Source organism: Amaricoccus sp. W119, from assembly GCF_047275745.1.
In the GTDB taxonomy this organism is placed as follows: domain Bacteria; phylum Pseudomonadota; class Alphaproteobacteria; order Rhodobacterales; family Rhodobacteraceae; genus Amaricoccus.
On record NZ_JBKQWU010000014.1, the window covers coordinates 50,395 to 76,975 of the forward strand.

The 26,581-nt window shown below is 69.5% G+C and carries 22 protein-coding genes and 1 pseudogene; 8 read left to right on the forward strand and 15 right to left on the reverse strand.

What is annotated here, in order from left to right:
• Positions 1 to 2: 2 nt before the first annotated feature.
• Genes ACLJK8_RS10095 through ACLJK8_RS10105 form a run of 3 tightly spaced genes read right to left on the reverse strand, consistent with a single transcriptional unit; the run spans position 3 to position 3,890 of the window.
• Complete coding sequence (locus ACLJK8_RS10095; RefSeq protein WP_413150094.1) at positions 3 to 569, reverse strand: sarcosine oxidase subunit gamma; 567 nt, start codon at positions 567 to 569, stop codon at positions 3 to 5.
• Positions 562 to 3,570 (reverse strand): sarcosine oxidase subunit alpha family protein, encoded by a 3,009-nt coding sequence (locus ACLJK8_RS10100; protein WP_413150095.1) that lies wholly within the window; start codon positions 3,568 to 3,570, stop codon positions 562 to 564. The genes ACLJK8_RS10095 and ACLJK8_RS10100 overlap by 8 nt, the downstream gene beginning before the upstream one ends.
• Positions 3,567 to 3,890 (reverse strand): sarcosine oxidase subunit delta, encoded by a 324-nt coding sequence (locus ACLJK8_RS10105; RefSeq protein ID WP_413150096.1) that lies wholly within the window; start codon positions 3,888 to 3,890, stop codon positions 3,567 to 3,569. The genes ACLJK8_RS10100 and ACLJK8_RS10105 overlap by 4 nt, the downstream gene beginning before the upstream one ends.
• Before the next feature lie 134 nt (positions 3,891 to 4,024).
• On the opposite strand from ACLJK8_RS10105, the gene ACLJK8_RS10110 reads away from it, so the two are divergent.
• On the forward strand, positions 4,025 to 4,252 hold the full coding sequence (locus ACLJK8_RS10110) for a hypothetical protein (RefSeq protein ID WP_413150097.1): 228 nt from the start codon (positions 4,025 to 4,027) through the stop codon (positions 4,250 to 4,252).
• A 223-nt stretch (positions 4,253 to 4,475) separates the two neighbouring features.
• On the opposite strand, the gene ACLJK8_RS10115 is transcribed toward ACLJK8_RS10110, so the two are convergent.
• Positions 4,476 to 5,723, reverse strand: a complete 1,248-nt coding sequence (locus ACLJK8_RS10115; protein WP_413150099.1) for a sarcosine oxidase subunit beta family protein — start codon at positions 5,721 to 5,723, stop codon at positions 4,476 to 4,478.
• A 260-nt stretch (positions 5,724 to 5,983) separates the two neighbouring features.
• On the opposite strand from ACLJK8_RS10115, the gene ccmI reads away from it, so the two are divergent.
• On the forward strand, positions 5,984 to 7,348 hold the full coding sequence (gene ccmI / locus ACLJK8_RS10120; protein ID WP_413150100.1) for a c-type cytochrome biogenesis protein CcmI: 1,365 nt from the start codon (positions 5,984 to 5,986) through the stop codon (positions 7,346 to 7,348).
• Between the two features lie 7 nt (positions 7,349 to 7,355).
• A complete protein-coding gene (ruvX, locus tag ACLJK8_RS10125) occupies positions 7,356 to 7,826 on the forward strand; it encodes a Holliday junction resolvase RuvX (RefSeq protein WP_413150101.1) in 471 nt (156 codons plus the stop codon).
• Positions 7,827 to 7,854: 28 nt separating this feature from the next.
• On the opposite strand, the gene ACLJK8_RS10130 is transcribed toward ruvX, so the two are convergent.
• Both ACLJK8_RS10130 and dusA read right to left on the reverse strand, forming a co-directional pair.
• A complete protein-coding gene (locus ACLJK8_RS10130) occupies positions 7,855 to 8,685 on the reverse strand; it encodes a sulfite exporter TauE/SafE family protein (protein WP_413150102.1) in 831 nt (276 codons plus the stop codon).
• A gap of 131 nt (positions 8,686 to 8,816) precedes the next feature.
• Positions 8,817 to 9,851, reverse strand: coding sequence for a tRNA dihydrouridine(20/20a) synthase DusA (gene dusA, locus ACLJK8_RS10135; RefSeq protein WP_413150104.1), 1,035 nt, complete (start codon positions 9,849 to 9,851; stop codon positions 8,817 to 8,819).
• 352 nt (positions 9,852 to 10,203) lie between these two features.
• Between dusA and ACLJK8_RS10140 the strand changes: the two are divergent.
• From ACLJK8_RS10140 to ACLJK8_RS10155, 4 genes and pseudogenes are all read left to right on the forward strand, one after another.
• A pseudogene (locus ACLJK8_RS10140) lies at positions 10,204 to 11,902 on the forward strand (ABC transporter ATP-binding protein).
• Positions 11,903 to 12,146: 244 nt separating this feature from the next.
• Positions 12,147 to 12,536 carry a phasin family protein gene (locus ACLJK8_RS10145; protein WP_413150105.1) on the forward strand — a complete coding sequence of 130 codons (390 nt, stop codon included), beginning with the start codon at positions 12,147 to 12,149 and terminating at the stop codon, positions 12,534 to 12,536.
• A 102-nt stretch (positions 12,537 to 12,638) separates the two neighbouring features.
• The gene (locus tag ACLJK8_RS10150; protein ID WP_413150106.1) at positions 12,639 to 14,288 is read left to right on the forward strand and encodes an AMP-binding protein; all 1,650 of its coding nucleotides are present in this window, start codon (positions 12,639 to 12,641) and stop codon (positions 14,286 to 14,288) included.
• 305 nt (positions 14,289 to 14,593) lie between these two features.
• Positions 14,594 to 15,784: a DUF445 domain-containing protein gene (locus ACLJK8_RS10155; protein WP_413150107.1), complete on the forward strand. Its 1,191-nt coding sequence runs from the start codon at positions 14,594 to 14,596 to the stop codon at positions 15,782 to 15,784.
• Between the two features lie 13 nt (positions 15,785 to 15,797).
• Here the strand turns inward: ACLJK8_RS10155 and ACLJK8_RS10160 are convergent, their stop codons facing one another.
• Positions 15,798 to 17,276, reverse strand: coding sequence for a carnitine 3-dehydrogenase (locus ACLJK8_RS10160; RefSeq protein ID WP_413150108.1), 1,479 nt, complete (start codon positions 17,274 to 17,276; stop codon positions 15,798 to 15,800).
• Entirely contained in the window at positions 17,273 to 18,178 is a 906-nt protein-coding gene (locus tag ACLJK8_RS10165; protein ID WP_413150110.1) for a 3-keto-5-aminohexanoate cleavage protein, read from the reverse strand. Before ACLJK8_RS10165 ends, ACLJK8_RS10160 begins: the two co-directional genes overlap by 4 nt.
• A gap of 102 nt (positions 18,179 to 18,280) precedes the next feature.
• Here ACLJK8_RS10165 and ACLJK8_RS10170 point away from each other — a divergent pair, with 102 nt between their 5' ends.
• Positions 18,281 to 19,294, forward strand: a complete 1,014-nt coding sequence (locus ACLJK8_RS10170; RefSeq protein ID WP_413150111.1) for a GlxA family transcriptional regulator — start codon at positions 18,281 to 18,283, stop codon at positions 19,292 to 19,294.
• Here the strand turns inward: ACLJK8_RS10170 and choX are convergent.
• The 7 genes from choX to ACLJK8_RS10205 form a co-directional block, all read right to left on the reverse strand.
• Entirely contained in the window at positions 19,276 to 20,217 is a 942-nt protein-coding gene (gene choX, locus ACLJK8_RS10175) for a choline ABC transporter substrate-binding protein (protein ID WP_413150113.1), read from the reverse strand. The genes ACLJK8_RS10170 and choX overlap by 19 nt on opposite strands.
• Before the next feature lie 122 nt (positions 20,218 to 20,339).
• On the reverse strand, positions 20,340 to 20,699 hold the full coding sequence (gene mnhG, locus ACLJK8_RS10180; protein ID WP_413150114.1) for a monovalent cation/H(+) antiporter subunit G: 360 nt from the start codon (positions 20,697 to 20,699) through the stop codon (positions 20,340 to 20,342).
• A complete protein-coding gene (locus tag ACLJK8_RS10185) occupies positions 20,696 to 20,977 on the reverse strand; it encodes a K+/H+ antiporter subunit F (protein WP_413150115.1) in 282 nt (93 codons plus the stop codon). Before ACLJK8_RS10185 ends, mnhG begins: the two co-directional genes overlap by 4 nt.
• Entirely contained in the window at positions 20,974 to 21,456 is a 483-nt protein-coding gene (locus tag ACLJK8_RS10190; RefSeq protein ID WP_413150117.1) for a Na+/H+ antiporter subunit E, read from the reverse strand. Before ACLJK8_RS10190 ends, ACLJK8_RS10185 begins: the two co-directional genes overlap by 4 nt.
• Complete coding sequence (locus tag ACLJK8_RS10195; protein WP_413150118.1) at positions 21,453 to 23,141, reverse strand: monovalent cation/H+ antiporter subunit D; 1,689 nt, start codon at positions 23,139 to 23,141, stop codon at positions 21,453 to 21,455. Before ACLJK8_RS10195 ends, ACLJK8_RS10190 begins: the two co-directional genes overlap by 4 nt.
• Complete coding sequence (locus ACLJK8_RS10200) at positions 23,141 to 23,482, reverse strand: Na+/H+ antiporter subunit C (RefSeq protein WP_413150119.1); 342 nt, start codon at positions 23,480 to 23,482, stop codon at positions 23,141 to 23,143. The genes ACLJK8_RS10195 and ACLJK8_RS10200 overlap by 1 nt, the downstream gene beginning before the upstream one ends.
• On the reverse strand, positions 23,482 to 26,472 hold the full coding sequence (locus ACLJK8_RS10205) for a monovalent cation/H+ antiporter subunit A (protein WP_413150120.1): 2,991 nt from the start codon (positions 26,470 to 26,472) through the stop codon (positions 23,482 to 23,484). The genes ACLJK8_RS10200 and ACLJK8_RS10205 overlap by 1 nt, the downstream gene beginning before the upstream one ends.
• Positions 26,473 to 26,581 lie beyond the last annotated feature (109 nt).

Here is a 26,581-nt window from a genome sequence, read left to right on the forward strand (position 1 = left end):
GGTCAGGACGCCGGCACGGCTCCCGTCTCGGCGAAGAGCCCGGACCCCAGCAGGCTCGCATCCACGCTGCCCGCCGCGTTGAGGAGCCAGCCCTCGACGAAATCCGCCACCGAACGGAAGCACATGAGTTCGAACGCGCCGTCCTCGGTCATCCAGATCGCGGTGGCGACCTGTCCGAGCCGTGTGCGGCGGAAGTCGCCGGGCCGGAAGGCAAGCGGCGAGAGATCGATCGGAGCGCCCTTGGCGAGCACCATCCGCGCGCCCGCCCCTGCGATCCGGAAGATCACCCGGGCGTCGGAGACATCGACCGCGAGATGCGGCGCGCCGCCCAGCGCCTCGGCGACCGCCGCGGGAACGCCTGCGACCTCCTCGGGCGGCAGGAAGAGCAGCGCCTCGTCGGGCGACATCCAGGCGACCGCGCGGCGGCCCTCGAAGGCGATCCGCCGCTGTCCCGGCATGACGCAGCCGGTCGCCGCGAGCAGCGCCGACTGCGCGCCCGGCGCCGCGAAATCGGCCCGGATCGTGACCATGCCGCGCGGCGCGGCGCGGGTGACGGCGAGATCAGACATTCTGGCGGCTCCCTTCCTTGTCGAGGAACACCGGATCGCAGACGGTTGCACGCATCACCTCGCCGCCATGGAGCGGAAAGTCGAGCACCTGCCCCATGCGTCCGGCGCCGCCCTCGATCAGCGCCATGGCGATCGAATGGCCGAGCGTCGGCGAGAAATAGGTCGAGGTCACGTGACCGATCGTCCTGGTCGGCCCCGTCTCCGCCACCGGGCCTTCGACGGCATGTGCCCCGTCCGGCAACACCCGGGCCGGCTCCTGCGTCCTGAGGCCGACGAGGGTCTTGCGATCCGGCCGGATCATCTCGGGACGGGCCTGCGCCCGCTTGCCGATGAAATCCGCCTTCTTCTTCGAGACCGCCCAGCCGAGGCCGAGGTCCTGGGGGATCACCGTGCCGTCGGTCTCGTCGCCGATCATGATGAAGCCCTTCTCGGCGCGCATGACGTGGAGCGCCTCGGTGCCGTAGGGCTGGATGCCGAGCGGCTCGCCCGCGGCCATCACCGCGTCCCAGAACTCCTGCCCCCGGTTCGCCGGCACCGCGATCTCGAAGGACAACTCGCCCGAGAAGGAGATCCGGTGCGCCCGCGCAGGGATGCCGCCCAGCGCACCCTCGGCGAATGTCATGAAGGGCATCGCCTCCTTCGAGAGATCCATGCCGCCGAGCGCGGCCAGAACCTCGCGCGACTTCGGCCCGACGACCGCGACCTGCGCGTATTGCTCGGTGAGGTTGGCCACGTAGACCTTCAGGTCCCACCACTCGGTCTGCAGCCATTCCTCCATCCAGGCGAAGACCCGGTCGGAGCCTCCGGTCGTGGTGTGGCAGAGGAAGGTGTCATCGGCGAGACGGATCACCACGCCATCGTCGAAGAGAAAGCCGTTCTCGTTGCACATGAGCCCGTAGCGGCATTTGCCGATCCCGAGTGAGGACATGACATTGGTATAGAGAAGATCGAGAAACTTCCCCGCGTCCGGTCCTTTCACGAGGATCTTGCCGAGCGTCGAGGCGTCGAGGGCGCCGACCCGTTCGCGTGTGTTGAGGACTTCGCGCCGAACCGCCTCCTCCCGCGACTCTCCGCCCCGCCGGTAGCAATAGGCGCGCCGCCAGTCCGCGACAGGCTCCCAATCCGCGCCGTTCGCCTCCGCCCAGGCGTCGATCGGCGTCCCGCGCACCGGCTTGAAGAGCGCGCCGCGCGCCTCGCCCGCGAGCGAGCCGAAGGTGACGGGCGTGTAGGGCGGGCGGAAGGTCGTGGTGCCGACCGCGGGGATCGGCATCGACAGCGCCTGAGCAAGCGTCGCGAGTCCGTTGATGTTGCTGAGCTTCCCCTGATCCGTCGCCATCCCGAGCGTCGTGTAGCGCTTCGTGTGCTCGACCGAGACATAGCCCTCCTGCGCCGCGAGCCGCACGTCCGAGACCTTCACGTCGTTCTGGAAATCGAGGAACGCCTTGGCGCGCAGCTTCGGCGCGGCGCCCTCAGGCATCATCCAGACCGCGAGCAGCGGATCTTCCCGGGGCGTGCGCGCCACCGGGGGAGCGGAGTCCTCGACCGCGAACCCAAGCTCCTGCGCGGCGCGGAGCCCGGCCGCGTGGGCGTCGGTCATCGCCTGTTCGGCGACGAGCGCGCCGGAGGCCGAGCCCGCGGGGATCGCGAAGCCCTCGCCATCGGGCCCGAGCGGCGGCCGGCCGGTGTCGGGCGCGAAATGCGCCAGGGTCTCGTTCCAGGCGAGCTTGCCGCCCGAATGCGACCAGAGATGCACGACCGGGGACCAGCCGCCCGACATCGCCACCGCGTCGCAGGCGATGTCTTCGAGCCTCGCCCCCTCGCCCGCCTGGGCGCAGACCACGACCCCGGTCACCGACTTCCCGCCCTTGACGCGCGCCACACCGCGGCCGGTCTCGACCCTGATGCCGAGCGCGCGTGCCTCCTCGGGCAGCGGCCCGGCGGCCGCCGGTCGCGCATCGAGCACCGCGGGAACGCTCAGCCCTGCGCGGGCCAGCGTGATCGCCGTGCGATAGCCGTCATCGTTACTGGTGACGACAACCGTTCGATCCCCAATGCTTACGCCGTAGAGCTCAACGTAGTCCCGAACCGCGGAGGCGAGCATCACGCCGGGAACATCATTGCCCGCGAAGGCGAGCGGTCGCTCCAGCGCGCCGGTCGCGGTGATCACCCGCCGCGCCCGGACGCGCCAGAGCCGCGCCCTCGGGCCTGTGCGCGCGGCCTCGTCCAGCCGCTCCTCGGCCAGCACGTACCCATGGTCATAGGCGCCCGAGACCATCGCCCGCGCCCGCCGCGTCACGTTGGGCAGCGCGTCGAGCGCGTCGAGCGTCGCCGCGATCCAGTCCGCCGCGGGGCGCCCGTCGATCTCGGGAGCATCGGTGAGCGCCCGCCCGCCCCAGAACGGCGCCTGCTCCATCAGCAGGACCCGCGCCCCGGCCCGGCCGGTGGCCAGCGCCGCGGCGAGCCCCGACACGCCACCGCCCGCGACCAGCACATCGACATGGGCGTAGAGATACTCGTAGCGATCCGCGTCGCCGGTTTCCGGCGCGACCCCGAGCCCGGCGGAGCGGCGGATCGCCGGCTCGAACAGCGCCTTCCAGGCGGCGCGCGGATGGATGAAGGTCTTGTAGTAGAACCCCGCCGGCAGCATCGGCGCGATCCGCGCATTGATCCCGCCGAGGTCGAAATCGAGGCTCGGCCAATGGTTCTGGCTCCGCGCCTCCAGCCCCTCGCGCAACTCGGTCGTGGTCGTGCGCGCATTCGGCTCGGACCGCGGCCCGGCGCCGAGGTTGACGAGCGCGTTCGGCTCCTCGACCCCGGAGGCGACCGGACCGCGCGGCCGGTGATACTTGAAGCTCCGCCCCTGCAGCAGCTGCCCGTTGGCGAGCAGCGCGGAGGCGAGCGTGTCGCCCGCGTAGCCGCTCAGCCGGCGTCCGTTGAAGGTGAAGGACACGGGCGCCGCGCGATCGATCAGCAGGCCGCCGGTGGCGAGACGCGTGCTCATGACCAGCCCTCCCAGCCCGGTCGGCGGTCGCGGATCTTCGCAAGGATCGCCTCGGTCGGCGCGGAAGTCTGCGCGGAATAGCTGCCGAAGATCTCCAGGGTCGCGGTGTCGCGGGCGACATGGAACCACTTGCCGCAGCCATAGGCGTGGCGCCAGCGCTCGAAATGGACGCCGCGTGGGTTCTTCCGTGTGAAGAGATAGCCGGCGAAGGCGTCGTCCTCCGACCCGGCGGCCACGCGCCTCAGATGCGCCTGCCCGCCCGGCGCGAACTCGGTCTCCTCGGCTTCTACTCCGCAGTAAGGACAGGTCAGCAAGAGCATGGAAAACCTCGAGAATATGGATCACGGACGCTGGAGAGCGAGGGCGTTAACCAGACCGCGCAGGACGGTTGCGCGAAGGTTTGTTCTCGTTTTATTCTCATCGCAAGGGACTCGTGGCGAGGGAGGAACCCGCGATGATCGGAGAGGTGGAGACGGCCCGCCGGGCGGCGGAACGGGCGGAGGCACGGCTTGTAAGGCTCACCGCGCGCGACCAGTGGGACCCCGCGCGCGCCGGATCGGGGAGCGGTTGTCCGCGTCGCATGGGCTCCCGCGACCGGCTGCGCCGGGCGCGCGAAGACTTCCGCGCCGCATGGAGCGCCTATGTCGACGCGCGCGACGCGGTGGCGGAGTCGGGAGCCTGAACGCGGACTTCTCCACGAGGAACTCCGCCGGGCGCCGGGCCGGCGACGATCCCTCGTGGGATCGATCGGGCAGGGATCGATCGGGGAGGGATCACTCGGGGAAGGCTCACGGCGAGCAGGATCGCGCCGGGAAGGATCGCGCCAGGGAGGATCGCGCCAGGGAGGATCGCGGCGGGCGGTGGGCGGGAGAAACGGGTGAGGCGACCGGGCGAACATGGCCGGCTCAGTGCGCGACGGCGGCGGCGACGCTTTCGTCGATCATCCGCCCCTCGGTGAACCGGTCGAGTCCGAAGGGGCCCGCGAGATCGCCCGGCGTGCCCTTCGCCACCATCTCGGCGCAGGCCCAGCCCGAGCCCGGGATCGCCTTGAACCCGCCGGTGCCCCAGCCGCAATTGACGAAGATCCCCGGTACCGGGGTGGTGCCGATGATCGGCGACCGGTCCCCCGTCATGTCGACGATGCCGCCCCACTGGCGCAGCATCTTCAGGCGGCTCAGCATCGGGAAGGTCTCGATCAGCGCGCGCAGGGTCTCCTCGACATGATGGAAGCTGCCGCGCTGGGTGTAGTTGTTGAACCCGTCGGTCCCGCCGCCGATGACCATCTCGCCCTTGTCGGACTGGCTGAGATAGCCGTGAACCGTGTTGGCCATGATCACGCAATCGATCGCGGGCTTCACCGGCTCCGAGACCAGCGCCTGCAGCGCGAGACTCTCGATCGGCAGCCGGAACCCCGCCATCTCGGCGAGCACACCGGACGAGCCCGCGACGACGATGCAGAGCTTGCGGCAGGCGATCTCGCCCTTGGTGGTACGCACGCCGGTCACACCCTCGGGGTCGCGGTCGATCCCTGTCACCTCGCAGTTCTGGATGATGTCGACGCCCATGTCGGAGGCCGCGCGGGCATAGCCCCAGGCCACGGCGTCATGCCGCGCGGTGCCGCCCGGCGCCTGCCAGAGCCCGCCCAGCACGGGATACCGCGGGCCCGCGAGATTGATCGCCGGCACGATCTCCCTGATCCGCGCGGGCGTCACCATCTCGGTCTCGATCCCTGCGAGGCGATTCGCGTACCAGGTTCGTTTCCAGGCCCTGAGCTCATGCTCGGTCTGCGCCAGCATGAGCACGCCTCGCGGGGAGAACATCACGTTGAAGTTCAGATCCTGGCTCAGCGTCTCGTAAAGCGCGCGCGCCTTCTCGAAGATCGCCGCGGAGGGCGGCTGCAGATAGTTCGAGCGGATGATCGTCGTGTTCCGCCCGGTGTTCCCGCCGCCGAGCCAGCCCTTCTCCAGGACCGCCACGTTCCGGACCCCGTGGTTCTTCGCGAGATAATACGCTGTCGCGAGACCATGCCCGCCCGCGCCGACGATCACCACCTCGTAACCGGGCTTCGGGTCCGGCGAGCGCCAGGCGCGCTCCCAGCCGGTGTGATGGCGGAGCGCCTCGCGGGCGAGCGAAAAGACGGAATAGCGGCGCATGGACGACGAGCACTCCCGATGCTGACGGCGCGTCAGTCTTGCCCCAATCGGACGGCGGCGCCAATGCCGCTTCATCCCCTCCGGTACCGATACCGACATCCTGTGAGCCTGAGGCGGCATCGAAGGCACGGGTTCGCCGATCACATGCTCGCCATCGGCCCGGCCGACCCGCCGGCCGGGGCCCTTCGCCGATTGCGCGCGCCCCGCCAAGCTCCTAGGGTCCGCGCGCGAAGGGGCACGGGGCGGAATGACGGTCTAGAATGACGGCGAGTTTTCTCTTCTGGGTGATCGCGGCGGCCGGGGCGCTCGTGAGCTTCGGGGCGCTCTTCGCACCCATGCTGCGCGGCGCCGCCCCCGCCGAGTCGCGTGCCCGCTATGACGCGAAAGTGTTCCGCGACCAGCTTCGCGAGATCGAGGCGGACAAGACGCGCGGCCTGATGACCGAGGCGGAGGCGCGCGCGACCGAGATCGAGGTCTCCCGCCGCCTGCTGGCCAGCGCCGGAGCGGACGGCGGGAGCTCCGACGCGTCGGGCGCCGCTCCCCGGCGCGCCTCCCGCCTCGCCGGCGCCGGGCTGACCGTCCTGCTCCTGCTCGCGGGGCTCGGCCTCTACGCCTCGCTCGGCTCGCCGGAACTCGGGGACCAGCCGCTTCTCGCACGGCTCGAACGCGCCGCCGCCGAGCGGGCGGACCGCCCCGGCCAGGCGGAGGCCGAGGCCGCCCTCGCCGCCGCGGGGGCCCGGATACCCCTGCCGGACGACGTCGGCTCCACCCCGCCGCCCGCGCCGGGGCCAAGGCGCGACGCCGCGCCCGAGGTGAGCGCGCCCGAGCTAAGCGCCAACGACCCGGACTCGATCCTGATCGCGCGGCTGAAGGAAGCCGTCGCGAGCCGGCCCAGGGACGAGCGGGGCCAGCGCCTGCTCGCCCGCGCGCTGGGAGGGCTTGGCGACTGGGCCGGAGCGCGCGCGGCGCAAGGGGCCCTCATCGGGATTCTCGGCGAGCGCGCCACGGCCGACGACTATGCCGAATGGGCCGAACTGATGATCCTCGCAACCAACGGCTACGTCTCGCCCGAAGCCGAGGCGGCGCTCGGCCAGGCGCTGACGCGCGAGCCGGGACACCAGCTCGCGCGGTATTATTCCGGGATCACCCTGCTGCAGGGCGGCCGGCCGGACCTCGCCTACCGGATCTGGAGCGGGCTACTCGCCGAGGGACCGGAGACCGCGCCGTGGATACCGACGATCCGGAGCCAGATCGGCGAGGTCGCCCGCATGGCCGGCCTGCCACCCCCGGATGTCCCCGGCGCCCCGCGGGCCGCCGCCCCTCGGGCCGCCACTCCCCAGCCCCCCGGGCCGAGCGCCGCCGAGATCGAAGCGGCGGGGAAGATGGCGGCCGAGGACCGCCAATCCATGATCGAGGGCATGGTGGGCCAACTCGCCGCCCGGCTCGACACGGACGGGGGCACGGCCGAGGACTGGGCCCGGCTGATCCGCTCGCAGGGCGTGCTCGGCCGCGTGAGCGACGCACAGGCGAGCTGGGACAGGGCGAAGGCGCAGTTCGCCGATGACCCGGCCGCGCTCGACAGCCTCGCCGAGGCGGCGCGGGCGGCCGGTCTGAGCGCGCGGTGACCAGAGGATGGTGATCCCCGAGATCGAAGCCTTCGCCGCCGCCTTGCCCGCGCGCCGCGCGTTGATCGGGCTCGACCTCGGCGACAAGACCATCGGCCTCGCCGTCTCCGACACGACGCGCCGGGTTGCGACACCGCTTCGGACCTTGCGACGCGGCAAGTTCAGCGTCGATTCCGTGAGCCTCGCCGAGATCATCGCCGAACGCGCGATCGGCGGCGTCGTCCTCGGCCTGCCCCGGAACATGGACGGCTCCGAAGGGCCGCGCGCGCAATCGACCCGCGCCTTCGCCCGCAACCTCGCGGGCGTCCTCGCCGAGCCGATCACCTTCTGGGACGAGCGGCTCTCCACAGTCGCAGCCGAACGCGCCCTGCTCGAAGCCGACGCGTCGCGCGGCCGCCGCGCGCAGGTGATCGATCACGTCGCGGCGGGCTTCATCCTGCAGGGCTTCCTCGACCGGCTGGGATACATCCGGCCCTGACCCGGCGCATCGGCGCGGGATCGGCCTCTCAGCCCATCAACGACTTCCGCAGCATGTTGAGCGCGACAAGGATCAGAAAGCCGCCGAAGACCCGCTTCAGCGGCTTGGGGTTCATCGCATGCGCGAGCGCCACGCCCCAAGGCGTTGTAATCATTGTTACCGCGACCACGATGGCGAAGGCGGGCAGGTTCACGAGGCCGATGGTGAACGGCGGCAGCCCCTCGAGCCGCCATCCGCTCAGCAGGAAGCCGAGGACCGAGGGCACGGCGATCACCATCCCGAAACCCGAGGCCGTGCCGACCGCCCGGTGGATCGGAACGTTGAAAAGCCGCATCAGCGGCACGCCGAAACTGCCGCCGCCGATCCCCATGAGCACCGAGAGAAACCCAACGATCGGCCCGGTGATCCAGCGGCCCCAGCGCGTCGGCATGTGATCGCCAAGCCGCCAGTCGTCATGGCCGAAGGCGATGTAGACGCCGATGATGGTGCCGAGCACACCGAAGATCAGGATGAGCGCCGTCGATTTCATCCCGCCCGCCGCGACCACGCCGACGAGTGCTCCCGCCGCGATCCAGGGCGCCCAGCCCCGCAGGATGTCGCGGTCCACGGCGCCTTTCGCCATGTGGCTGCGGATCGAGCGCATCGAGGTCACCACGATCGTCGCGAGCGAGGTCGCGAGGCAGACCTGCATGACATAGGGGCTCTCGTAGCCGAGCGCGATGAACGTGTAGAGAAACGCGGGGACGAGCACGATTCCCCCGCCCACGCCGAGCATCCCCGCGATGACGCCGGCGAAACCGCCGATCGCGATCAGGAACGCGGCCAGCGTGAGAAGATGCGGCAGGTCGGCTTGGGGCATGGCGGTCTCGCGATCGGATGAATCGGTCAGTCTCCCTGCCCTACCGCGCCCGCCGCGCCGGATCAAAGGATTTCCGGCCGGAGCACCTCGGGCCGGGATCGGACGGAGCTCAGGCGGGACCCCGGAGGGGCTCAGGACACGCTGGCCGCGCGCGTCTCCATCGGCGGGGCTTCCGCGATCTCACCCAGCGCGGCCAGCACGAGTTCGGGTCCCGCGCCCGGCCGGTGCGCCCCCTCGGAGAGCCGCCGGCGCCAGGCCCGCGCACCCGGCCGGCCCTGAAACGCGCCGAGCATGTGCCGGGTGATCGAATGGAGCGGTGTCCCCCGCCGCCGTTCGGCCTCGATATAGGGCAGCATGCCCCTGACCGCCGCTTCCGCCGCGACCGGTTCTCCGACCCCGAACAGCCGATGATCGACCGCCCCGAGCAGCGCCGGATCGTGATAGGCGGCGCGCCCGATCATCACTCCGTCGATGCCCTGCGCCAGAAGCCGCTCCGCCATCGCGAGGTCGGTGATGCCGCCATTGATCGCGATGGTCAGATTCGGAAAGGCCACCTTCATCCGGAGGACGAGCGGGTGGTCGAGCGGCGGGATCTCCCGGTTCTCCTTCGGGCTCAGACCCTGGAGCCAGGCCTTTCGCGCGTGAATCGCGAAGGAGGAGACGCCCACGGCGGCGATCCGCTCGAGAAAGGCGGGCAGCACTTCCTCCGGTTCCTGCGCGTCGACGCCGATCCGGCACTTGACCGTGACCCGCGTCGCGCCGGCCGCCGAGATCATCGCGGCGACGCAATCCGCGACGAGTTCGGGGCTCTTCATCAGCACCGCGCCGAAACAGCCCGAGCGCACCCGGTCGGACGGGCAGCCGACATTGAGGTTGATCTCGTCATAGCCGAGCGCGACCGCGATCCGCGTCGCCTCCGCGAGATCCGCCGGCTCCGAACTGCCGAGCTGGAGGGCGACGGGATGCTCCACCTCGCCGTATTCGAGCAGCCTGTCGCGCGGACCGCGCAGGATCGCCCCGGTGGTGACCATCTCGGTATAGAGCAGCGCGCGCCGCGTGAACTGGCGGTGAAACGCCCGGCAGTGACGATCCGTCCAGTCCATCATCGGTGCGACGGACAGGCGCCAGGGCGCAGGGTTCGGCTTGTCCGTGTCTTTATCCGTCATCTGAACCGCCATCGGCACCCGGCACGTCTTCGGAACGGCGTCCGGTGCCACATCATATTCCGCGAAGGCGCGGATGGCACGATGCGCTGCCCCGTGCAAGGAGCGACGGTATTCGATCGCCGCGGCGAAGCCTCCGCGCGGGGAACCGGCCTTGACTTCTCCAAGTCTTTCACTCAGGAATTCCCGCGAACCACCCCGGGCGTTCGTTCCCCGCGACGACGCGGCGCGGCGCCCGCGCATCCATCATCGAGGACGTGCTCGAAACGCACCGGCGCCCTGACGGATCGCCCGCGGTGATGGCGCAACCGACCGGCCGGGGCAGTTCCGGTCGCGCCTACCGAGGACCAGAATGATGCTTCGCCAGTTCTTCGAGTACTATCGTCCGTGGAAGCGCCTGTTCTGGCTGGACTTTGGCTGCGCCGTGCTCTCGGGCCTGCTCGAACTTGCCTTTCCGCTGGCCGTCACCTTCTTCATCGACCGGCTGCTGCCGCAGGGAAACTGGAGCCTGACGCTCGCCGCCGCCGCCGGGCTGCTGGTGATCTACATCCTGAACGCCGGACTGATGGCGATCGTGACCTACTGGGGCCACATGCTCGGCATCAATATAGAGACCGAGATGCGCGCCCGCGCCTTCGATCACCTCACGAGCCTCTCCTGGCGCTGGTACGACCGCACCCGGACCGGCAAGCTCGTCGCGCGCGTCACCCGCGATCTGGAAGAGATCGGCGAGGTCGCGCACCACGGGCCGGAGGATCTCTTCATCGCGGTGATGACCTTCGCGGGCGCCCTCGGCCTCATGCTCTGGATCAACGCGTCCCTCGCGCTCCTGACCGTTCTGATCGTGCCGGTGACGGTCTGGATCGTCTCGCATTACGGCGCGCGGATGACCGCCACGTGGCGGGCGATCTTCGCACGTCTCGGGCAGTTCAACGTGCGGCTCGAGGAGGCGCTCGGCGGTATCCGGCTCGTCCAGGCCTTCGCCAACGAGGGTCACGAACGCGATCTCTTCGCGGCCGACAACGCCCATTACCGCGAGGCGAAGCTCGAAGGCTACCGCGTGATGGCCGCGAGTCAGGCGCTCAACTACATGGGCATGCTTCGTGCAGGTCGTGGTCATGGTCTTCGGCGCGGGACTCGTCCTCTCCGGCGGCCTGACCGCCGGGGGGTTCGTCGGCTTCCTGCTGCTGGTGAACGTCTTCTTCCGCCCGCTCGAGAAGATCGCGGCGGTGATGGAGGTCTATCCCAAGGGCATCGCGGGCTTCCAGCGCTACCTCGACCTGCTCGCGACAGAGCCCGAGATCGCCGACGGGTCCGATGCGAAACCCGCGCCGGCGTTCGGTGGCGCGATCTCCTTCGACCGGGTCGGCTTCTTCTACAACGACGACCGGCCGGTCCTCCACGACATCACGCTCGATGTCGCGCCGGGAGAGACGGTCGCCTTCGTCGGCGCCTCGGGGGCGGGCAAGAGCACGCTCCTCTCGCTGGTGCCCCGGTTCTACGAGCCGACGACGGGCCGCATCCTCATCGACGGGCTCCCGCTCGCCGAGATGACGATCGAGAGCCTGCGCCGCCAGATCGGCCTCGTGAGCCAGGACGTGTTCCTCTTCGGCGGCACGATCCGCGAGAATATCGCCTACGGACGCCTCGGCGCCTCCGACGCGGAGATCATGGACGCCGCGGGGAAGGCCCGGATCGCCGATTTCATCGAGACCCTGCCCGAACGGCTCGACACCGTTGTCGGCGAGCGCGGCGTGACCCTCTCCGGGGGACAGAAGCAGCGCGTCGCGATCGCGCGGGCCTTCCTGAAGAATCCGCCGATCCTGATCCTCGACGAGGCGACCTCGTCGCTCGACAGCCAGACCGAGCGCGAGATCCAGGCGGCCCTCGATGCGCTCGCCGTCGGGCGCACGACGCTGGTCATCGCCCACCGGCTCGCCACGGTGCGGGGTGCCGACCGGATCGCGGTGATGGACCGCGGCCGGATCGTGGAGACCGGCACGCATGAGGAACTCATCGCCCGCGCCGGCGCCTATTCCCGCCTCGCGGCCTGAGGATCGCCGGCGCGCACATCGCGGGCCGCCCGCCCCTCGCGAACGGACCCCTGCCAGCCCTGCGAGTCTCCGGTGTCCGGCGGACCTCTCGGCCTTCGTGCCCGGCCAAGGTGACGCGCGGAATCAAATTCCAATCGCGCAGGCGCAATTCTCCTTCGCCGATCGGTGACATGGTTAGCCCTTGTTGACCAGCGAGGGCGCACGGCGGCGTTCGTCGGCGCCCCCCATGTCCAAGGAGGACGAAATGAACACCACGACCAGGACCGATTCACAGAACAGCGAGACCATCGCGACGGGCGTGCGCGCCCGGATCCAGGACGCCCGCGCCGTGGCCGGCGGCATCGGCGAAGCGCTCGGCAACGGCGGCAAGGCCTATGTCTCGGGCCTCGTCGAACTCGGCGGCGCTCTCGGCGGCTTCGGCCGCGAGATCCTGACCGAGGCCGGGGAGCACGCGCGCGCCACGGTCCGGGCCCGCTGTCTGCGCGACGTGGCGGAGCTGCAGGCGGCCTTCGTCCAGCACCGTATCGAGATGTCGGCGACCCACACGAAGGAATTCGTGGACCTCGCCCGGGCCAAGACCGAGGAGACGATCGCCCCGATCGCGGATCTTCTCAAGCACGACAAGGCGGCGTGATCTGCTAAAGAGAACTGGCCCGCCGGCCTGGCGGGCTGGCAAGACCGGCGGCGGCTTCGCCCCCCACGATGGAAATGCCCCGGCAAGGGGCGGGAGGAGAGAATGAACAGGCCCTGGATCGACAGCTACGGCCCCGGTGTTCCGAGCGAGATAGACGCGGATGCCTATCCCTCGGTCGTCGCGCTTTTCGAGGAGGCCGTCGCCAGTTTCGGCGATCTGCCCGCCTTCGAGTGCTTCGGCCAGACGATGAGCTACGATGAAGTCGACAGGGCCTCCAGGGCGCTCGCTGCCTGGCTCCGGACGGAACTCGGCGTCGGGCGCGGCGACCGCGTCGCCCTGATGTGCCCGAATGTCTTCGCCTTTCCCATCGCCATGCTCGGCATCATCCGGGCCGGCGCGGCGCAGGTAAACGTGAACCCGCTCTATTCGCCGCGCGAACTCGCTCACCAGTTGAACGACGCCGGTGCCGAGACGATCCTCATCTACGGCGGCTCGACCCCGGTGCTGGCCGAGATCATCGATCAGACGCCAGTGAAGAGGGTGGTGACCATCGACCTCGGCGACGGGCCCGGCCTTCCGATCCCCTCGCCCGCGGTCGACGCGCGCCTGGGCGACCGCCCCCGTTTCGCCGACGCCCTGGCGAAGGGCGCCGACCTGCCTTACGAGCCGGTCGAGCTGACCGGTGACGACATCCTGTTCTTTCAGTACACGGGCGGAACCACCGGCCTCTCCAAAGGCGCCGTGCTGACCCATCGCAACATCGTCGCGAACGCGGAGCAGTACAAGGCGGTCGTGCCCGAGGCGATGGACCCGGGCCGCGAAGTGCTGGTGGTGGCGTTGCCGCTCTACCACATCTTCGGCCTCATGGTGATGGTCGCCTATCTGACGGCTGGCGCGAAGGCGGTGCTGATCCCCAATCCCCGCGACATGGACGCCTTCATCGACGCGATCAAGGACACGAAATTCTCCGTCATCCCGGGTGTCAACACGCTCTTCCAGGGGCTGAGCGCGCATCCGCGCGTCGGTGAGATCGACTTCTCCGGCTACAAGCTGGCAATCGGCGGTGGCGCCGCGGTGATCCGCGCGACTTCCGACAAGTGGCGGACGCTGACCGGCCATCACATCAAGGAAGGCTACGGGCTCTCGGAAACCTCGCCGATTCTCTCCATCATCCCGCTGTCGGTCAGCGATTTCACCGCGAGCTGCGGCCTGCCGGTGCCCTCGACGGAGATCCGGCTCCTCGACGCCGAGGGCATGGACGCGCCGCCGGGCGAGGCGGGCGAGATCTGCGCCCGCGGGCCCCAGGTGATGAAGGGCTACTGGAACAACGACGAGGCGAACCGTTCCGCCTTCACCGAGGACGGCTTCTTCCGGACCGGCGACGTTGGCGTGCTGGCGGACGGGGGCTTTCTGAAGATCGTCGATCGCAAGAAGGACATGGTTCTCGTCTCGGGCTTCAACGTCTATCCCAATGAAGTCGAGGCGAGCGTGACTGGTTGCGACGGCATCGCCGAATGCGCCTGCGTCGGCGTTCCGGACGAGAGGACGGGCGAGGCGCTCAGGGTCTTCGCGGTGAAGCTGCCGGACGCAGAAGTGACCGAGAGCGACGTGATCGCGCATTGCCGCCGGGAACTCGCCGCCTACAAGGTGCCGAAGCAGATCGTCTTCCTCGATCAGCTGCCGAAGTCGAACGTCGGCAAGATCCTGCGGCGCGAGTTGCGCAAGCCCGACGCGGCCGATCCCGGGGCCTGAGGCCGGCGCCGAACCCGGGCTGCGCGCGGGAAACCGGGGGGCACCGCTGACCCGCCGCCCCTGACTGCCGGCCTTGATCAGCCGTCCTCGCCATCGGCCACCCTCTCGCCCGGCGCCCGTGGTGGTGAAGATGGATCGCGGACGCCTTTCGATCCGACCGATCCGGCTGGAACCGCCTCGACCATCGCGACCTTTCTCCGCGAGGGACCGAAACAGAAACCGAAGGAGCAGGATGGAGCAGGATGGCTGACGCTTCACCGACCCCACCGCCGGCGCCGGAAGATGCGCTGAGGCGGACGAGGCGGATGGCCACGGGCGTACTCGTCGCCATGGGCGCGGTGTTCGGCGCCACGCTGCTCGTGCCCGATCCGGGCGCCGGGGTGCGTCTCCTGCGCGCCATGGCGGAAGCCGGCATGATCGGTGGGCTCGCGGACTGGTTCGCGGTCACGGCGCTCTTCCGGCATCCGCTCGGCCTGCCGATCCCGCATACCGCGCTGCTGCCGCGCAATCAGGCGCGGGCGGCGAAGAACGTGGGCCGCTTCCTCAGGACGCATTTCCTGGGGCCGGACCAGATCGAAGCGCGGGTCCGCGCGGTCGGCCCGGCGCGGCTGATCTCCGACTGGCTCGCGCGGCCCGGTACGGCCGAGGCGGTGGCGCGCGAGTTGACGGACCTCGTCGAAATGCTGCTCAGGACCGATCCGCCGCCCCGCGCGATGGCAAAGGCGCGCGCCTGGGTCCGACGGCGGGCCGGAACGATCGCCTCCAACGCCGCGATCGCGGGGCAGGTGGCGGAACTCGTCAAATCCGGCGTCCGGGGCGGCGTGGCCGGCGAGGTCTTCGATGTCGTGCGCCGCGCGATCGACGAGAATCGCGAGACCGCGGTCGCACTGGTTCAGGAGAACAGCCGGTGGTGGATCGCCTCGCGCGTCGATCGCTCCATCGCCGATCTGGTCGTCAACGCGGTGCTCGCCATGCTCGACGATCTCCGCCAGACCGATTCGCGGATGCGCCAGGACTTCGAGGCCGCCTTCGACCGGATGGTCGACGCGCTCGAAAAGGAAGGCGCGCTGAACCGGGCGGTCGGCGAGGCCCGCGACAACCTGATCCGCTCCGGTGCCTTCGACGCGGCGCTGGGCGCCGTCGCCTCGGAGCTTCGCGAGCGGTTACGGACGCGGATCGCCGCGGACCCCGACGCGGTGGCGGGCCCGCTCGCCCGGCTGATCCGCGACACCGCCGCCCGCGCGCTCGCGACGCCGGAGGCGCGCGAGGCCGCCGATGCCCGCATCGCCAGCCTCGCCGGACGGATCGTCGGCGAGGCCGGGCCGGCGATCGCCGTCTATATCGAGGAGGTGATCTCGGGCTGGGAGCCCGAGGAGCTGAACGCGCGGTTCGAGGCGGAAATCGGCCCCGACCTGCAGTTCATCCGGATCAACGGCGCCGTGCTCGGCGCGCTGATCGGGGGAGTGCTCTTCGGGATCGGCGCGCTGGTCGGCTGAACGCGCGGGGGGCCTACCGCGGCTCCCCCACCGCCCGGCCGGCCGTTTCCGGCCAGTCGAGCCCGCGATGCCGGGCGGCGAGCCCGGCGAGCTTCGTCAGCACGGCCGGATCGGCGGGAGCGGCGCGGCCGGCCTTCATGTCGACATGGAGCAGCGTCTGTTCCGCGGTCGCGAGCGCGGTGCCATCCTCGGCGAAGAGGCGATGGAAGACCCGGATGCGCTTCTCGTCGCTCGCGAGGATCTGCGTCGTCGAGAAGAACCGGTCGCCCCGCTTCGCCTCGTCGAGATGCATGATATGCGTTTCGACCGTGTAGTAGCTGCGCCCGCCGGCGACGTAATCCGCGTCGGCGCCGATCCGGGCCAGCAACGCGTCGGTGGTCTCGCCGAAGACCTGGAGATAGCGGTGCTCGGTCATGTGGCCGTTGTAGTCGATCCACGCCTCCGGCACTTCGCCTTCCACAAGGCGGATCGGCTCGCCCACGCCGTCCTCTTGCCGGGCGGAGGCACGCAGCCGGTCTTCCTGTGCGCGGAGGAGCGCGCCGGCGCCCCAACCCGATCCCCCGCGCCGCGCCGCGAGGGCGCGTATCGTTGCGACGAGATTGTCGTCGCGAATTCTCTCAAGCTCGCGGATGGACAGGTTCCCGGTCTGCTCGTCCGACTGGCGCGCGATTCTGTCGACCAGCTTCTCGTCCAGATCTGGCACGTCCATGAGCTTCGTCCAATGCCATTTCAGCGCCGGCCCGAACTGGGCGAGAAAGTGCCGCATCCCGGACTCGCCTCCGGCGATCCGGTAGGTCTGGAACAGGCCCATCTGGGCCCATCTGAGACCGAAGGAATAGCGGATGATGTCGTCGATTTCCTCGACGGTCGCCACCTCGTCATTGACGAGCCAGAGCGCCTCGCGCCAGAGCGCCTCGAGGAGCCGGTCGCCGACGAAGGCCTCGATCTCGCGCCGAATCACCACCGGCTTCATGCCGAGAGCGGAGTAGAGGTCACGCGCGCGTCCGACCGTCCCGGCCGCGGTCGCCCGGCCCGCGACGATCTCGACCAGCGGCAGCAGATAGACCGGGTTGAACGGATGCGCCACGACGAGGCGTTCGGGATGCGCCATCCCCTCCTGCAGGTCGCTCGGCAGCAGCCCGGAGGTCGAGGAGCCGATGAGCGCGTCCGGCCGCGCCGCCGCGTCGATCGCCGCGAGCACGCTCCGCTTCAGGTCGAGCCGTTCCGGCACGCTCTCCTGGATGAAATCGGCCTCCGCCACCGCCGCCTCGATCGTCGGCGCGAAGCTGAGCTGCCCTCTGGGCGGCAGCGGCGCGGAATGGAGTCGCGCATAGGCACGCTCCGCGTTCGACATGACCTCGTTCACGATCCGCTCCGCCTCCGGACCGGGATCGAAGATCGCGACATCGACTCCGGCCAGAGCCAGCCGCGCGACCCAGCCCGCGCCGATCACGCCACCGCCGACGCAGGCGGCCTTGCGGGGCGCGCTCACCACCGGCGCTCCAAACCGAGCTTCGCCCGGACCTCGGCGGGGCCTAGCAGCCGGCATCCCATCGCGCCCACCATCGTGACCGCGCGTTCGACCAAGGCGCCATTCGTCGCCAGCACCCCCTTGTCGAGCCAGATATTGTCCTCGAGGCCGACGCGGATATTCCCCCCCGCGAGCACCGCGAGCGCGGCATAGGGCAGCTGGTCGCGGCCGATCGAGAAGGCGGAGAAGGTCCAGCCCTCGGGCATGGTGTCGACGATGGCCTTCAGCGTGCCGATGTCATTGGGCGCGCCCCAGGGAATGCCCATGCAGAGCTGGACCATCACCGGGTCGTCGATCACTCCCTGCGCCTTCAGCCATTGCGCGAGCAGCAGATGGCCGGTGTCGAAAACCTCGATCTCCGGTCGCACGCCGAGGCTCTGGATGCGACGCGCCATGTCCCGCAGCATCGCGGGTGTGTTGGTCATCACGTAGTCGCCTTCGCCGAAGTTCATCGTCCCGCAGTCGAGCGTGCAGATCTCCGGCAGGAGCTCGGCGACATGGGCGAGACGTTCGCTCGCGCCGACCATGTCGGTTCCGGCGGGATCGACCGGGAACGGCGCCTCGGTCGAACCGAGCACAAGGTCGCCGCCCATCCCCGCGGTCAGGTTCAGCACCATGTCCACGCCGGAGTCGCTTATCCTCTCGACGACCTCGCGGTAGAGCTTCGGATCGCGGGCGCCCTTCCCCGTCTCCGGGTCGCGGACATGGATATGCGCGATCGCCGCCCCGGCCTCGGCGGCCTCGACCGCCGCCGCCGCGATCTCGGCGGGCGTCACCGGCACCTTGTCGGAGCGCGACGTGGTGTCGCCCGCGCCCGTCACGGCGCAGGTGATGAAGACGTCCCTGTTCGGTCGGAGCGGCATGGCATGGGTCCTCGGCGAAACGCGATACGGGGGGAAACTTGACGTGCCGCCCGCGCGGGCATTTGATCCCGAGCGAAGCCGTTTTGACCGAATGCGAATGCGATGATCTTCGATCCCTCGGACAGCCCGCTCACGATCACGCTGCTGGTCTTCCCGGACAGTCCGCTCATGACGCTCGCGGCCACGCTCGATCCGATGCGCGCGGCCAACCGTGTCGCGGGGCGCGAGCTCTATCGCTGGGAGATCGTCTCGCTCGACGGCGCGGCGCCGGTCACGACGAGCGGCCTGCCGATCCCGGTCGACGGGCGGTTCGAGCCCGGCCGGCGGCGCGACCTCCTGATCGTGCTCGCCGCCTTCAACGTCTTCACCCATGCGACACGGGCGGCGCTGGCGGCGGTGCGGATGGGCGCGCGCAACGCCACGATGACCGGGGGCTTCGAGGCCGGCGCCTGGGTGCTCGGGCTCGCGGGGCTGCTCGACGGGCGCGCGGCGACGACGCATTGGGAGGATCTCGAGGATTTCGCCGCGCGGTTTCCGCTCGCCGATGTCCGGCCGGACCGCTGGGTGATCGACGGCCCCATGTTGACCGCGGGGGGCGCGATGCCGGCGCTCGATCTCATGCTGGCGCTCATCCGGGCGCGGCAGGGCTTCTCGACCGCGCTCGATGTCGCGAGCCTCTATGTCTATGACGAGACCCAGGCGGCGAGCGCGGCGCAGCCCCTGGTCTCGCTCGGCCGGCTCAGGGATCGCGAGCCGCGGGTCGCGGCGGCGATCCGCGTCATGGAGGCGCATCTCGACGCGCCGCTGCCGATCAGTGCGATCGCGCGGCGCGGCGGCGTCTCGACCCGGACGATCGAGACGCTGTTCCGGAGCACGGTCGGCGCCTCGCCCGGCGCCTACTATCTCGCGCTGCGCCTGAAGGCGGCGCGGCGGCTGGTGCTCGATACCCGGCTTTCCATGGCCGAGATCGCCGAGCGCGCGGGGTTTTCCTCGATCGCGGCGCTGTCACGCGCCTTCCGGCGCGAATACGGTCTGCCGCCCTCGGCCGCGCGCAAGGCGGCCCAGAGCCCGGGTCGGAACCCGGGCCGAGGCACGGGTCAGAGCCCGAGCCCCTGACGCACCGCCGCCGCGCCGGGTTCACCCTCGCGCGTGGTCACGCCGTCGAGCCAGGCGTCGAGCACGTCCGCGTTGTCCGTGAGCCATTTCTCCGCCGCCGCGGGCGCGTCCATCCCCTCGTCGAGGATGTAGCTCATCATCAGATCCTCGGATTCGACCGAGAAGACGAGGTTGGAGAGGAGCTTGCCCACATTCGGGCAGTCCGTGACGTAACCCGGCCGCGTGTTGGTCAGCACCGTGGCCGCGCCGTCGTTCGGCCCGAAGACATCGTCACCATCGGTGAGATACTCCATCTCGATGTTGACGTTCATCGGATGCGGCCGCCAGCCGAAGAAGACGATCGGCGTCTCGGACCGCGCCGCGCGCCGCACCTGGGCGAGCATCGCCTGTTCGCTCGATTCGACGAGCTGGAAGTCCTTGAGCCCGAACTTGTCGCTCTGGATCATCTCGAGGATCGTCGCATTGGCGCTGCTGCCCGCCTCGATGCCGTAGATCTTGCCGTCGATCTCCTCGGCGAACTTGGCGATATCGGCGTAGGTCTTGAGCCCGGCGTCATAGGTCGCCTTCGGCACGGCGAGGCCGATGATCGCGCCTTCGAGATTGGTGCGCGGCACCTCGATCTTGCCCTCCTCGACCAGCGGCTTCTGCGTCGGCTCCTGCAACGGCATCCAGTTGCCGAGGAAGATGTCGATATCGCCGCGCGGCAGGGCCTCGTAGGTCACGGCGACCGAGAGGATATCGACCCGCGGCTCGTAGCCGAGGTTCTCGAGGATCAGACCCGCGACCGCCGTGGTCGCCGAGATATCGGTCCAGCCCACGTCGGAGAAACGGGGGCTCGCACAGGACTCGGGCTCCTGGGCCCAGCCGGGCGCGCCGGCGAGAAGCGTGGCGACCAGGCCAGCGGTGAAAGCGCGGTATGTCATCGATACCTCCCCTCGGATTTGTTGTGCGCGAAGGATAGGCCACGCCCGCCATCAGTCTTAGCGATTTGCGCCGGCCTTTTCACGAATCCCGAAGCGCGCGCCTCCATCGGCGGCGAGGCGGGTCACTTCTCGGGCTCGTCCGCCTCCGATGGACCGACGCGGCCTTCGCTCCGGTCGCGGTAGAGCGCCGCGCGGCCGAGCAGCATGAGCGTGACCGGGGTCGTGACCGTGACGAAGGTGCCGATCAGGATTTCGTGCACCGCGAGGCGGCCCTGCATCACCGAGAAGAGCAGCATGGAGGCGATCACGATCCCCGCCGTCCCGCCGCTGGTCCCGAGCGTGGGCGCGTGCATGCGCTCGTAGAAGGTCGGGAGCCTCAGCAGGCCAAGGGCGCCGATGAAGGTCAGCGCCGCGCCCGTGACGAGAAGGGCCGCGATGATCAGCGCGACGGCCGGCGGCAGGGCGTCGAAATGCGCTCTCATTCGATCACCTCCCCGCGCATCAGGAATTTCGCCAGCGCGACGGTCGCGACGAAGGCGAGCCCCGAGATGACGAGCGCGCCCTCGAAGAAGAAGACATTGCCGGTCTTCATCCCCTGGGTGAGGAAGATCAGCATCGTGCAGACCGAGACCGCGTCGAAGGCCAGCACCCGGTCCTGCGCCCGCGGGCCGATCATCATCCGGATCACCGCGCAGGCCATGGCGGCGACCAGCGCGATCTGCGCCACGACGACGGAATAGAACAGGATGGTTCCGGTCATTGGAAGATCTCCAGGAGAAGCGACTCGTATCTCTCGCGCACGACCACGGCCAGATCGGGCCCTTCGCCGAGGTCGAGCGCGTGCAGGAGCAGCCGGCTGCTGGCGCGATCGTATTTCACCCAGGCGGAGCCCGGCATGCTGGTCACGATCGTGGCGAGGATCGCCAGCGCGAAGGGATCGCGGAGCCGCAGGCGGATCTCGACGAACCCCGGCGCGCGCGGCCCGGCGCCGGACAGGATCTGCCTCGCGACGACGACATTCGACTCGGCCACGTCGTAGAGCACGCGCCCAGCCAGCACCGGCATCAGCCACCATTTCCGCGGCCGGACCTTCGGCGGGCGGAGCGCGGACATCGCCTTGCCGGCGATGATGCCGACGAGGCCGCCGAGCAGCAGGTGGCCGAGCGAGGGTTGGTTCAGCAGAATCCACATGCCTATCACGGCAGCCGTCAGGATCGGATGGGGCAGATGGCGCATCATGGCGTCGTGCCCTCCGGCGCCGGAACGGTATCGCCGCCCGGAACCGCCGCGTCCGGCTCCTCGATCACATAGGGATTGGCGCCGAGCACGGTCTCGACATAGAGCCGCGGTTCGGAGAGCGAGCGCGCCGTCGCCTCCATGTAGCTCATGACCGAATTCGCCTGCACCGTCATGTAGAGCGTGATGCCGATGAGCCCGATGACCGGCGCGAGTTCGACAAGCGCCGCCCGGCTCCGGTCCTCCTCGTCCACGAAACCCCAGAAGGTCTGGATGCCGGTCCGGACCAGCGCGATCATCGCCGCGAGCCCGGAGACGAGCAGGAGCGCCGTCAGCGCGAAGGCGATGGCCGACGGCCCGTCACCCGCGCCGAGCCCGGCGGGATCGAAGACCGCCGAGAGGATCGCGAATTTCGCCATGAAGCCCGCGAGCGGCGGCAGCCCGGCGATCAGCAGCGCCACGCAGGCGTAACAGGTCGAGAGCACGGTGAAGACCCCGGGCAGCACCGGCCCGACGAGCGGGTCGTCATCGTCGGCCGCGTCCTCGCTGAAGCCGTAGAGCTCGGCCGTCACGGCGAAAACGGTCGCGAAACTGCCCTCGTCGCGCTCTACGAGTTCGATCATCAGGAAGAGCGCGCCGATCGCGAGGGTGGAGTTGACGAGATAGTAGAGCCCCGCCGCGACGAGATGTGGCCCCCCGCCGAGGCCGAAGATGCCGACCACCGCCAGAAGCGTGCCCGAGGAGACCAGCACGGAAGACCCGGCCATTCGCCCGAGCCCCTGGGAAGCGAGCACGCCCACCGTCCCGAAGACCACCGTGGCGAAGCCGCCGATGACGAGGATCTCCGCCCCCACGCCCGTCTCGCCCACGCCCTTTCCGAAAAGCGCGGTGAGACGGAGGATGACGTAGATCCCCACCTTGGAGAGGATCGCGAACATCGCCGCGACCGGTGGCGCGGAGGCCATGTAGGTGATCGGCAGCCAGAAGCAGAGCGGCCACATCGCGGCCTTGACGAGGAAGGCCACGCCGAGGATCGCCGCCGCCGCCTTCAGGAGCGCCTTGTCCTCCTGCGCGAGCAACGGCAGCCGCGCCGCCAGGTCGGCCATGTTGAGCGTGCCGGTCACGCCGTAGATGAGCGAGACGCCGATCAGGAACAGGAGCGAGGCGGCGAGGTTGATCGCGATGTAATGCAGGCTCACCCGCACCCTGAGCGTCCCCGATCCATGCAGCGCGAGCCCGTAGGAGGCGGCGAGCATCACCTCGAAGAAGACGAAGAGGTTGAAGAGATCGCCGGTCAGGAAGGAGCCGTTCACGCCCATCAGCAGGAACATGAAGAGGCTGTGGAAATGCTGCCCCCGGCGATCCCAGCGCGCGGTGGCGAAGATGAGCGAGCCGAGCGCGAGCACCGAGGTCAGGAGCAGCATCATCGCCGCCAGCCGGTCGAGCACCAGCACGATGGCGAAGGGCGGCGGCCAGTTCCCGAGCAGGTAGACGACGACGGTCCCCTCCTCCCCGCCCCGGCGGGCGAGGTTCAGGAGATCGTGCGCGACGACGATCATGGTCACGACGGCGATGAAGCTGATGACCCGTTTCGCCCGGCGCTGCCGGTCCTCGTAGAACAGCATCAGCGCCCCCGCGAGCAAGGGCACGAGCACCGGGGCGATGATGAGATGCTCCGGCGCCGGCATCAGTCGGTCTCCTTGCCATCGACGTGGTCGGTGTCGGTGAAGCCGCGCGAGGCGATCAGCACGACGAGAAAGAGCGCGGTGGTGGCGAAACTGATGACGATCGCGGTCAGAACGAGCGCCTGGGGCACCGGATCGGCGTAGGCGCCGGCGGCGACCGCGCCTTCCTTGCTCAGGATCGGGCTCGCCCCCGTCCTGAGGCGGCCCATCGAGAAGATGAACAGGTTCACGCCGTGGGCGAGCAGCGCGAGGCCGACGATCACCTGGTAGGTGCGGGGCCGGAGCAGCAGCCAGACGCCGGAGGCGACGAGCACGCCGATCGCGATGGCGAGGACGAGCTCCATCAGGAGGCCCCCGAGCGCCAGGCGTCCGCGGCGTCACTCTCCGCCGCCGCGGGCTTCCGATCCGGATCATCCTCGTCCGGCGCCGTCAGTTCCCGGTTCGGATCTTCCTCCACCCCGCGCTTCGAGCGGAGCGACTGATGCGCGATCGCGATCAGCATGAGGACGATCGCTCCGACGACGAGGGTGAAGACGCCGAAGTCGAAGATGAGCGCGGTCGCGAAGGGCACCTCGCCGATGAAGGGGATGTCGAGATAGCGGGCGTGCGCGGTGAGGAAGGGGAAGCCGAACATCCACGAGCCGAGCCCGGTCGCCCCCGCGATCAGGAGACCGAAGCCGATCCAGCGGATCGGCAGGATGCGCAGCCGGTCCTCGATCCAGCGCGCATCCGCGCCGAGGTATTGCAGCAGGAAGCCGATGGCGAGCGCGACGCCCGCTGCGAAGCCACCGCCCGGCAGGTCGTGGCCCCGCAGGAACAGATAGGCCGCGATCACGATGATCGCCGGGAACATCCAGCGCATCATGACCGAGGGTACGAACATGTAGTCCCTGAGCGTCGCGCCCGGCTTCCGGTCCGACTGCGCATCGTCGAAAGCGAGCTGGATGCGCTGCTGCTCGGGCACGTCGGCGGTCTCCTTCGCCGGGCGGAAACGGCGGAGCAGCGCGAAGACCGTGAGCCCGACGATACCGAGCACCGTGATCTCGCCGAGCGTGTCGAAGCCGCGGAAATCGACGAGGATCACGTTCACGACATTGGTCCCGCCGCCGAGGCTGTAGGCGTGTTCGAGGAAATAGGTCGCGATCTCGCGGTCGAGCGGGGTCGACATGACCGTGTAGGAGATCGCCGCCATCCCCGCGCCACAGAAGACCGCGATCAGGAGATCGACGAAGCGCCGTGTGCGCGCCCTGAGTTCCACGTCGCCCCTGATCTCCTCGTTCCGCTTCGGCAGCCAGCGCAGGCCGAGCAGCAGGAGCACGGTGGTCACGATCTCGACGAGAAGCTGCGTCACGGAGAGATCCGGCGCCGAGAACCAGGCGAAGGTCACGCAGGTGACGATTCCGGCACCCCCCAGCATCACCAGCGCGGCGAAACGATGGTACTTGGCCTGCCACGCCGCCCCGACCGCGCAGGCGGCGCCAATGATCCAGACGAAGGCGAAGAGCGGATCGAAATTCGCGAAGGAGATGGGCGCCCAGCCCGGTCGGTCGCGCAGGAAGGTCCCCGTAGCCGCCGCCGCCGCCATCAGGACGAGGACGCGAAGCTGAACCTGCAGCCGCTCGGTGCCGAGCACCCGGTGCAGCGTACGCATCCACTTCCACGAGAGCGCGAGCAGCATGCGCTCGAAGATGCGCTGGCCTTCGAGCTGGCGGATGACCGGCGGCCCCGCCGGCGCCCGCGCGACATGGCGGGCGAGCAGCGCGAACATGAGGCAGCCCGCGACGAGGGCGATCAAGCTCATGATGAGTGGCGCGTTGATCCCGTGCCAGAGCGCCAGGCTGTAAGTGGGCGTCGCATCGCCGAGCACCGCGACCACCGCGGCATGGAGGTAGGGCGCGATCGTCGCCGCCGGCATGATGCCGACGAGAAGACAGATCGTGACGAGGATCTCGATCGGGAACCGCATCCAGTGCGGCGGCTCGTGCGGTGTCCGCGGGCATTCGGTCGTCACCGGCCCGAAGAAGACCGAGACGATGAAGCGCAGCGAATAGGCGACGGCGAGCGCGCTCGACACCAGCGCGATCCAGGGCATCGCCCGGTCGAAGATCGAATTGTCATGCGCCTCGATCGTCTCGGCGAAGAACATCTCCTTGGAGAGAAATCCGTTCAGCAGCGGAATCCCCGCCATCGAGGCCGAGGCGACGATGGCGAGCGTCGCGGTATACGGCATCGACCGCCAGAGCCCGCCGAGCTTGCGCATGTCGCGCGTACCGGTCTCGTGGTCGATGATCCCCGCCGCCATGAAGAGCGAGGCCTTGAAGACCGCGTGGTTGATGATGTGGAAGGTCGCCGCGACGATCGCCTCCGGCGTGCCGATGCCCGCGAGCGCGGTGATGAGGCCGAGGTGGCTGATCGTCGAATAGGCGAGCAGGCCCTTCAGATCATGCTGGAAGAAGGCGAAGAAGGCCCCGAGCAGCAGCGTCGCCATGCCGACGCCGCCCACCACCCAGAACCAGGCCTCGGTTCCGTTCAGCACCGGGGCGAAGCGGATCAGCAGGAAGACCCCCGCCTTCACCATCGTCGCCGAATGCAGGTAGGCCGAGACCGGCGTCGGCGCCGACATCGCATGCGGCAGCCAGAAATGGAACGGCACCTGCGCCGATTTCGTGAAGGCGCCGAGCATGACGAGGATCAGCGCGGTGAGATAGAGGGGATCCTCCCGCACCTTGTCGCCCGAGGCGAGTACCGCGTCGAGGTCGTAGCTGCCGACGATATGGCCGATGATGATGAGCCCTGCGAGCAGGCAGAGCCCGCCCGCGCCTGTCACGATCAGCGACATGCGCGCGCCGTCACGCGCCTGCGCGTTCTGGTGCCAGTAGCCGATCAGGAGGAACGAGACGAGGCTCGTCAGTTCCCAGAACATCACGAGCAGGATCAGGTTGCCCGACATCACGAGCCCGGTCATCGAGCCCATGAAGGCGAGGAGCGAGGCGTAGAACCGCGGCGCCGGGTCGCGCGCCGAGAGGTAATAGCGCGCGTAGATCACGACGAGCAGCCCGATGCCGAGGATCAGCACCAGGAAGATCCAGGCGAAACCGTCGACGCGCAGCGAGAATTCGAGGCCGAAGGACGGCATCCAGCGGATCGTCTTCTCGACCACGCCGCCATCCGCCACCGCGCCGTGGAGTGCGACGAGAATCCCGAGGCCAAGCGCGCTCACCGCCGCCGAGAGCCAGACCTCGGCGTTGCGCAGGTTCGCGGGCGAGGTCGCGGCGACCACGCTGCCGGCGAAGGGCAGGATCAGAAGGATGAGCAGCAGGTTGCTTTCGACCATGCGACTTCATTTCAGCTTGCGGCGCCACGAGCAAGTCGGAGATGCGCCGGCCGCGGGGTCCGCGGGACCGTCGGGGACCGGAAATCGCGCCGGGGCCGCCACCTTCGCG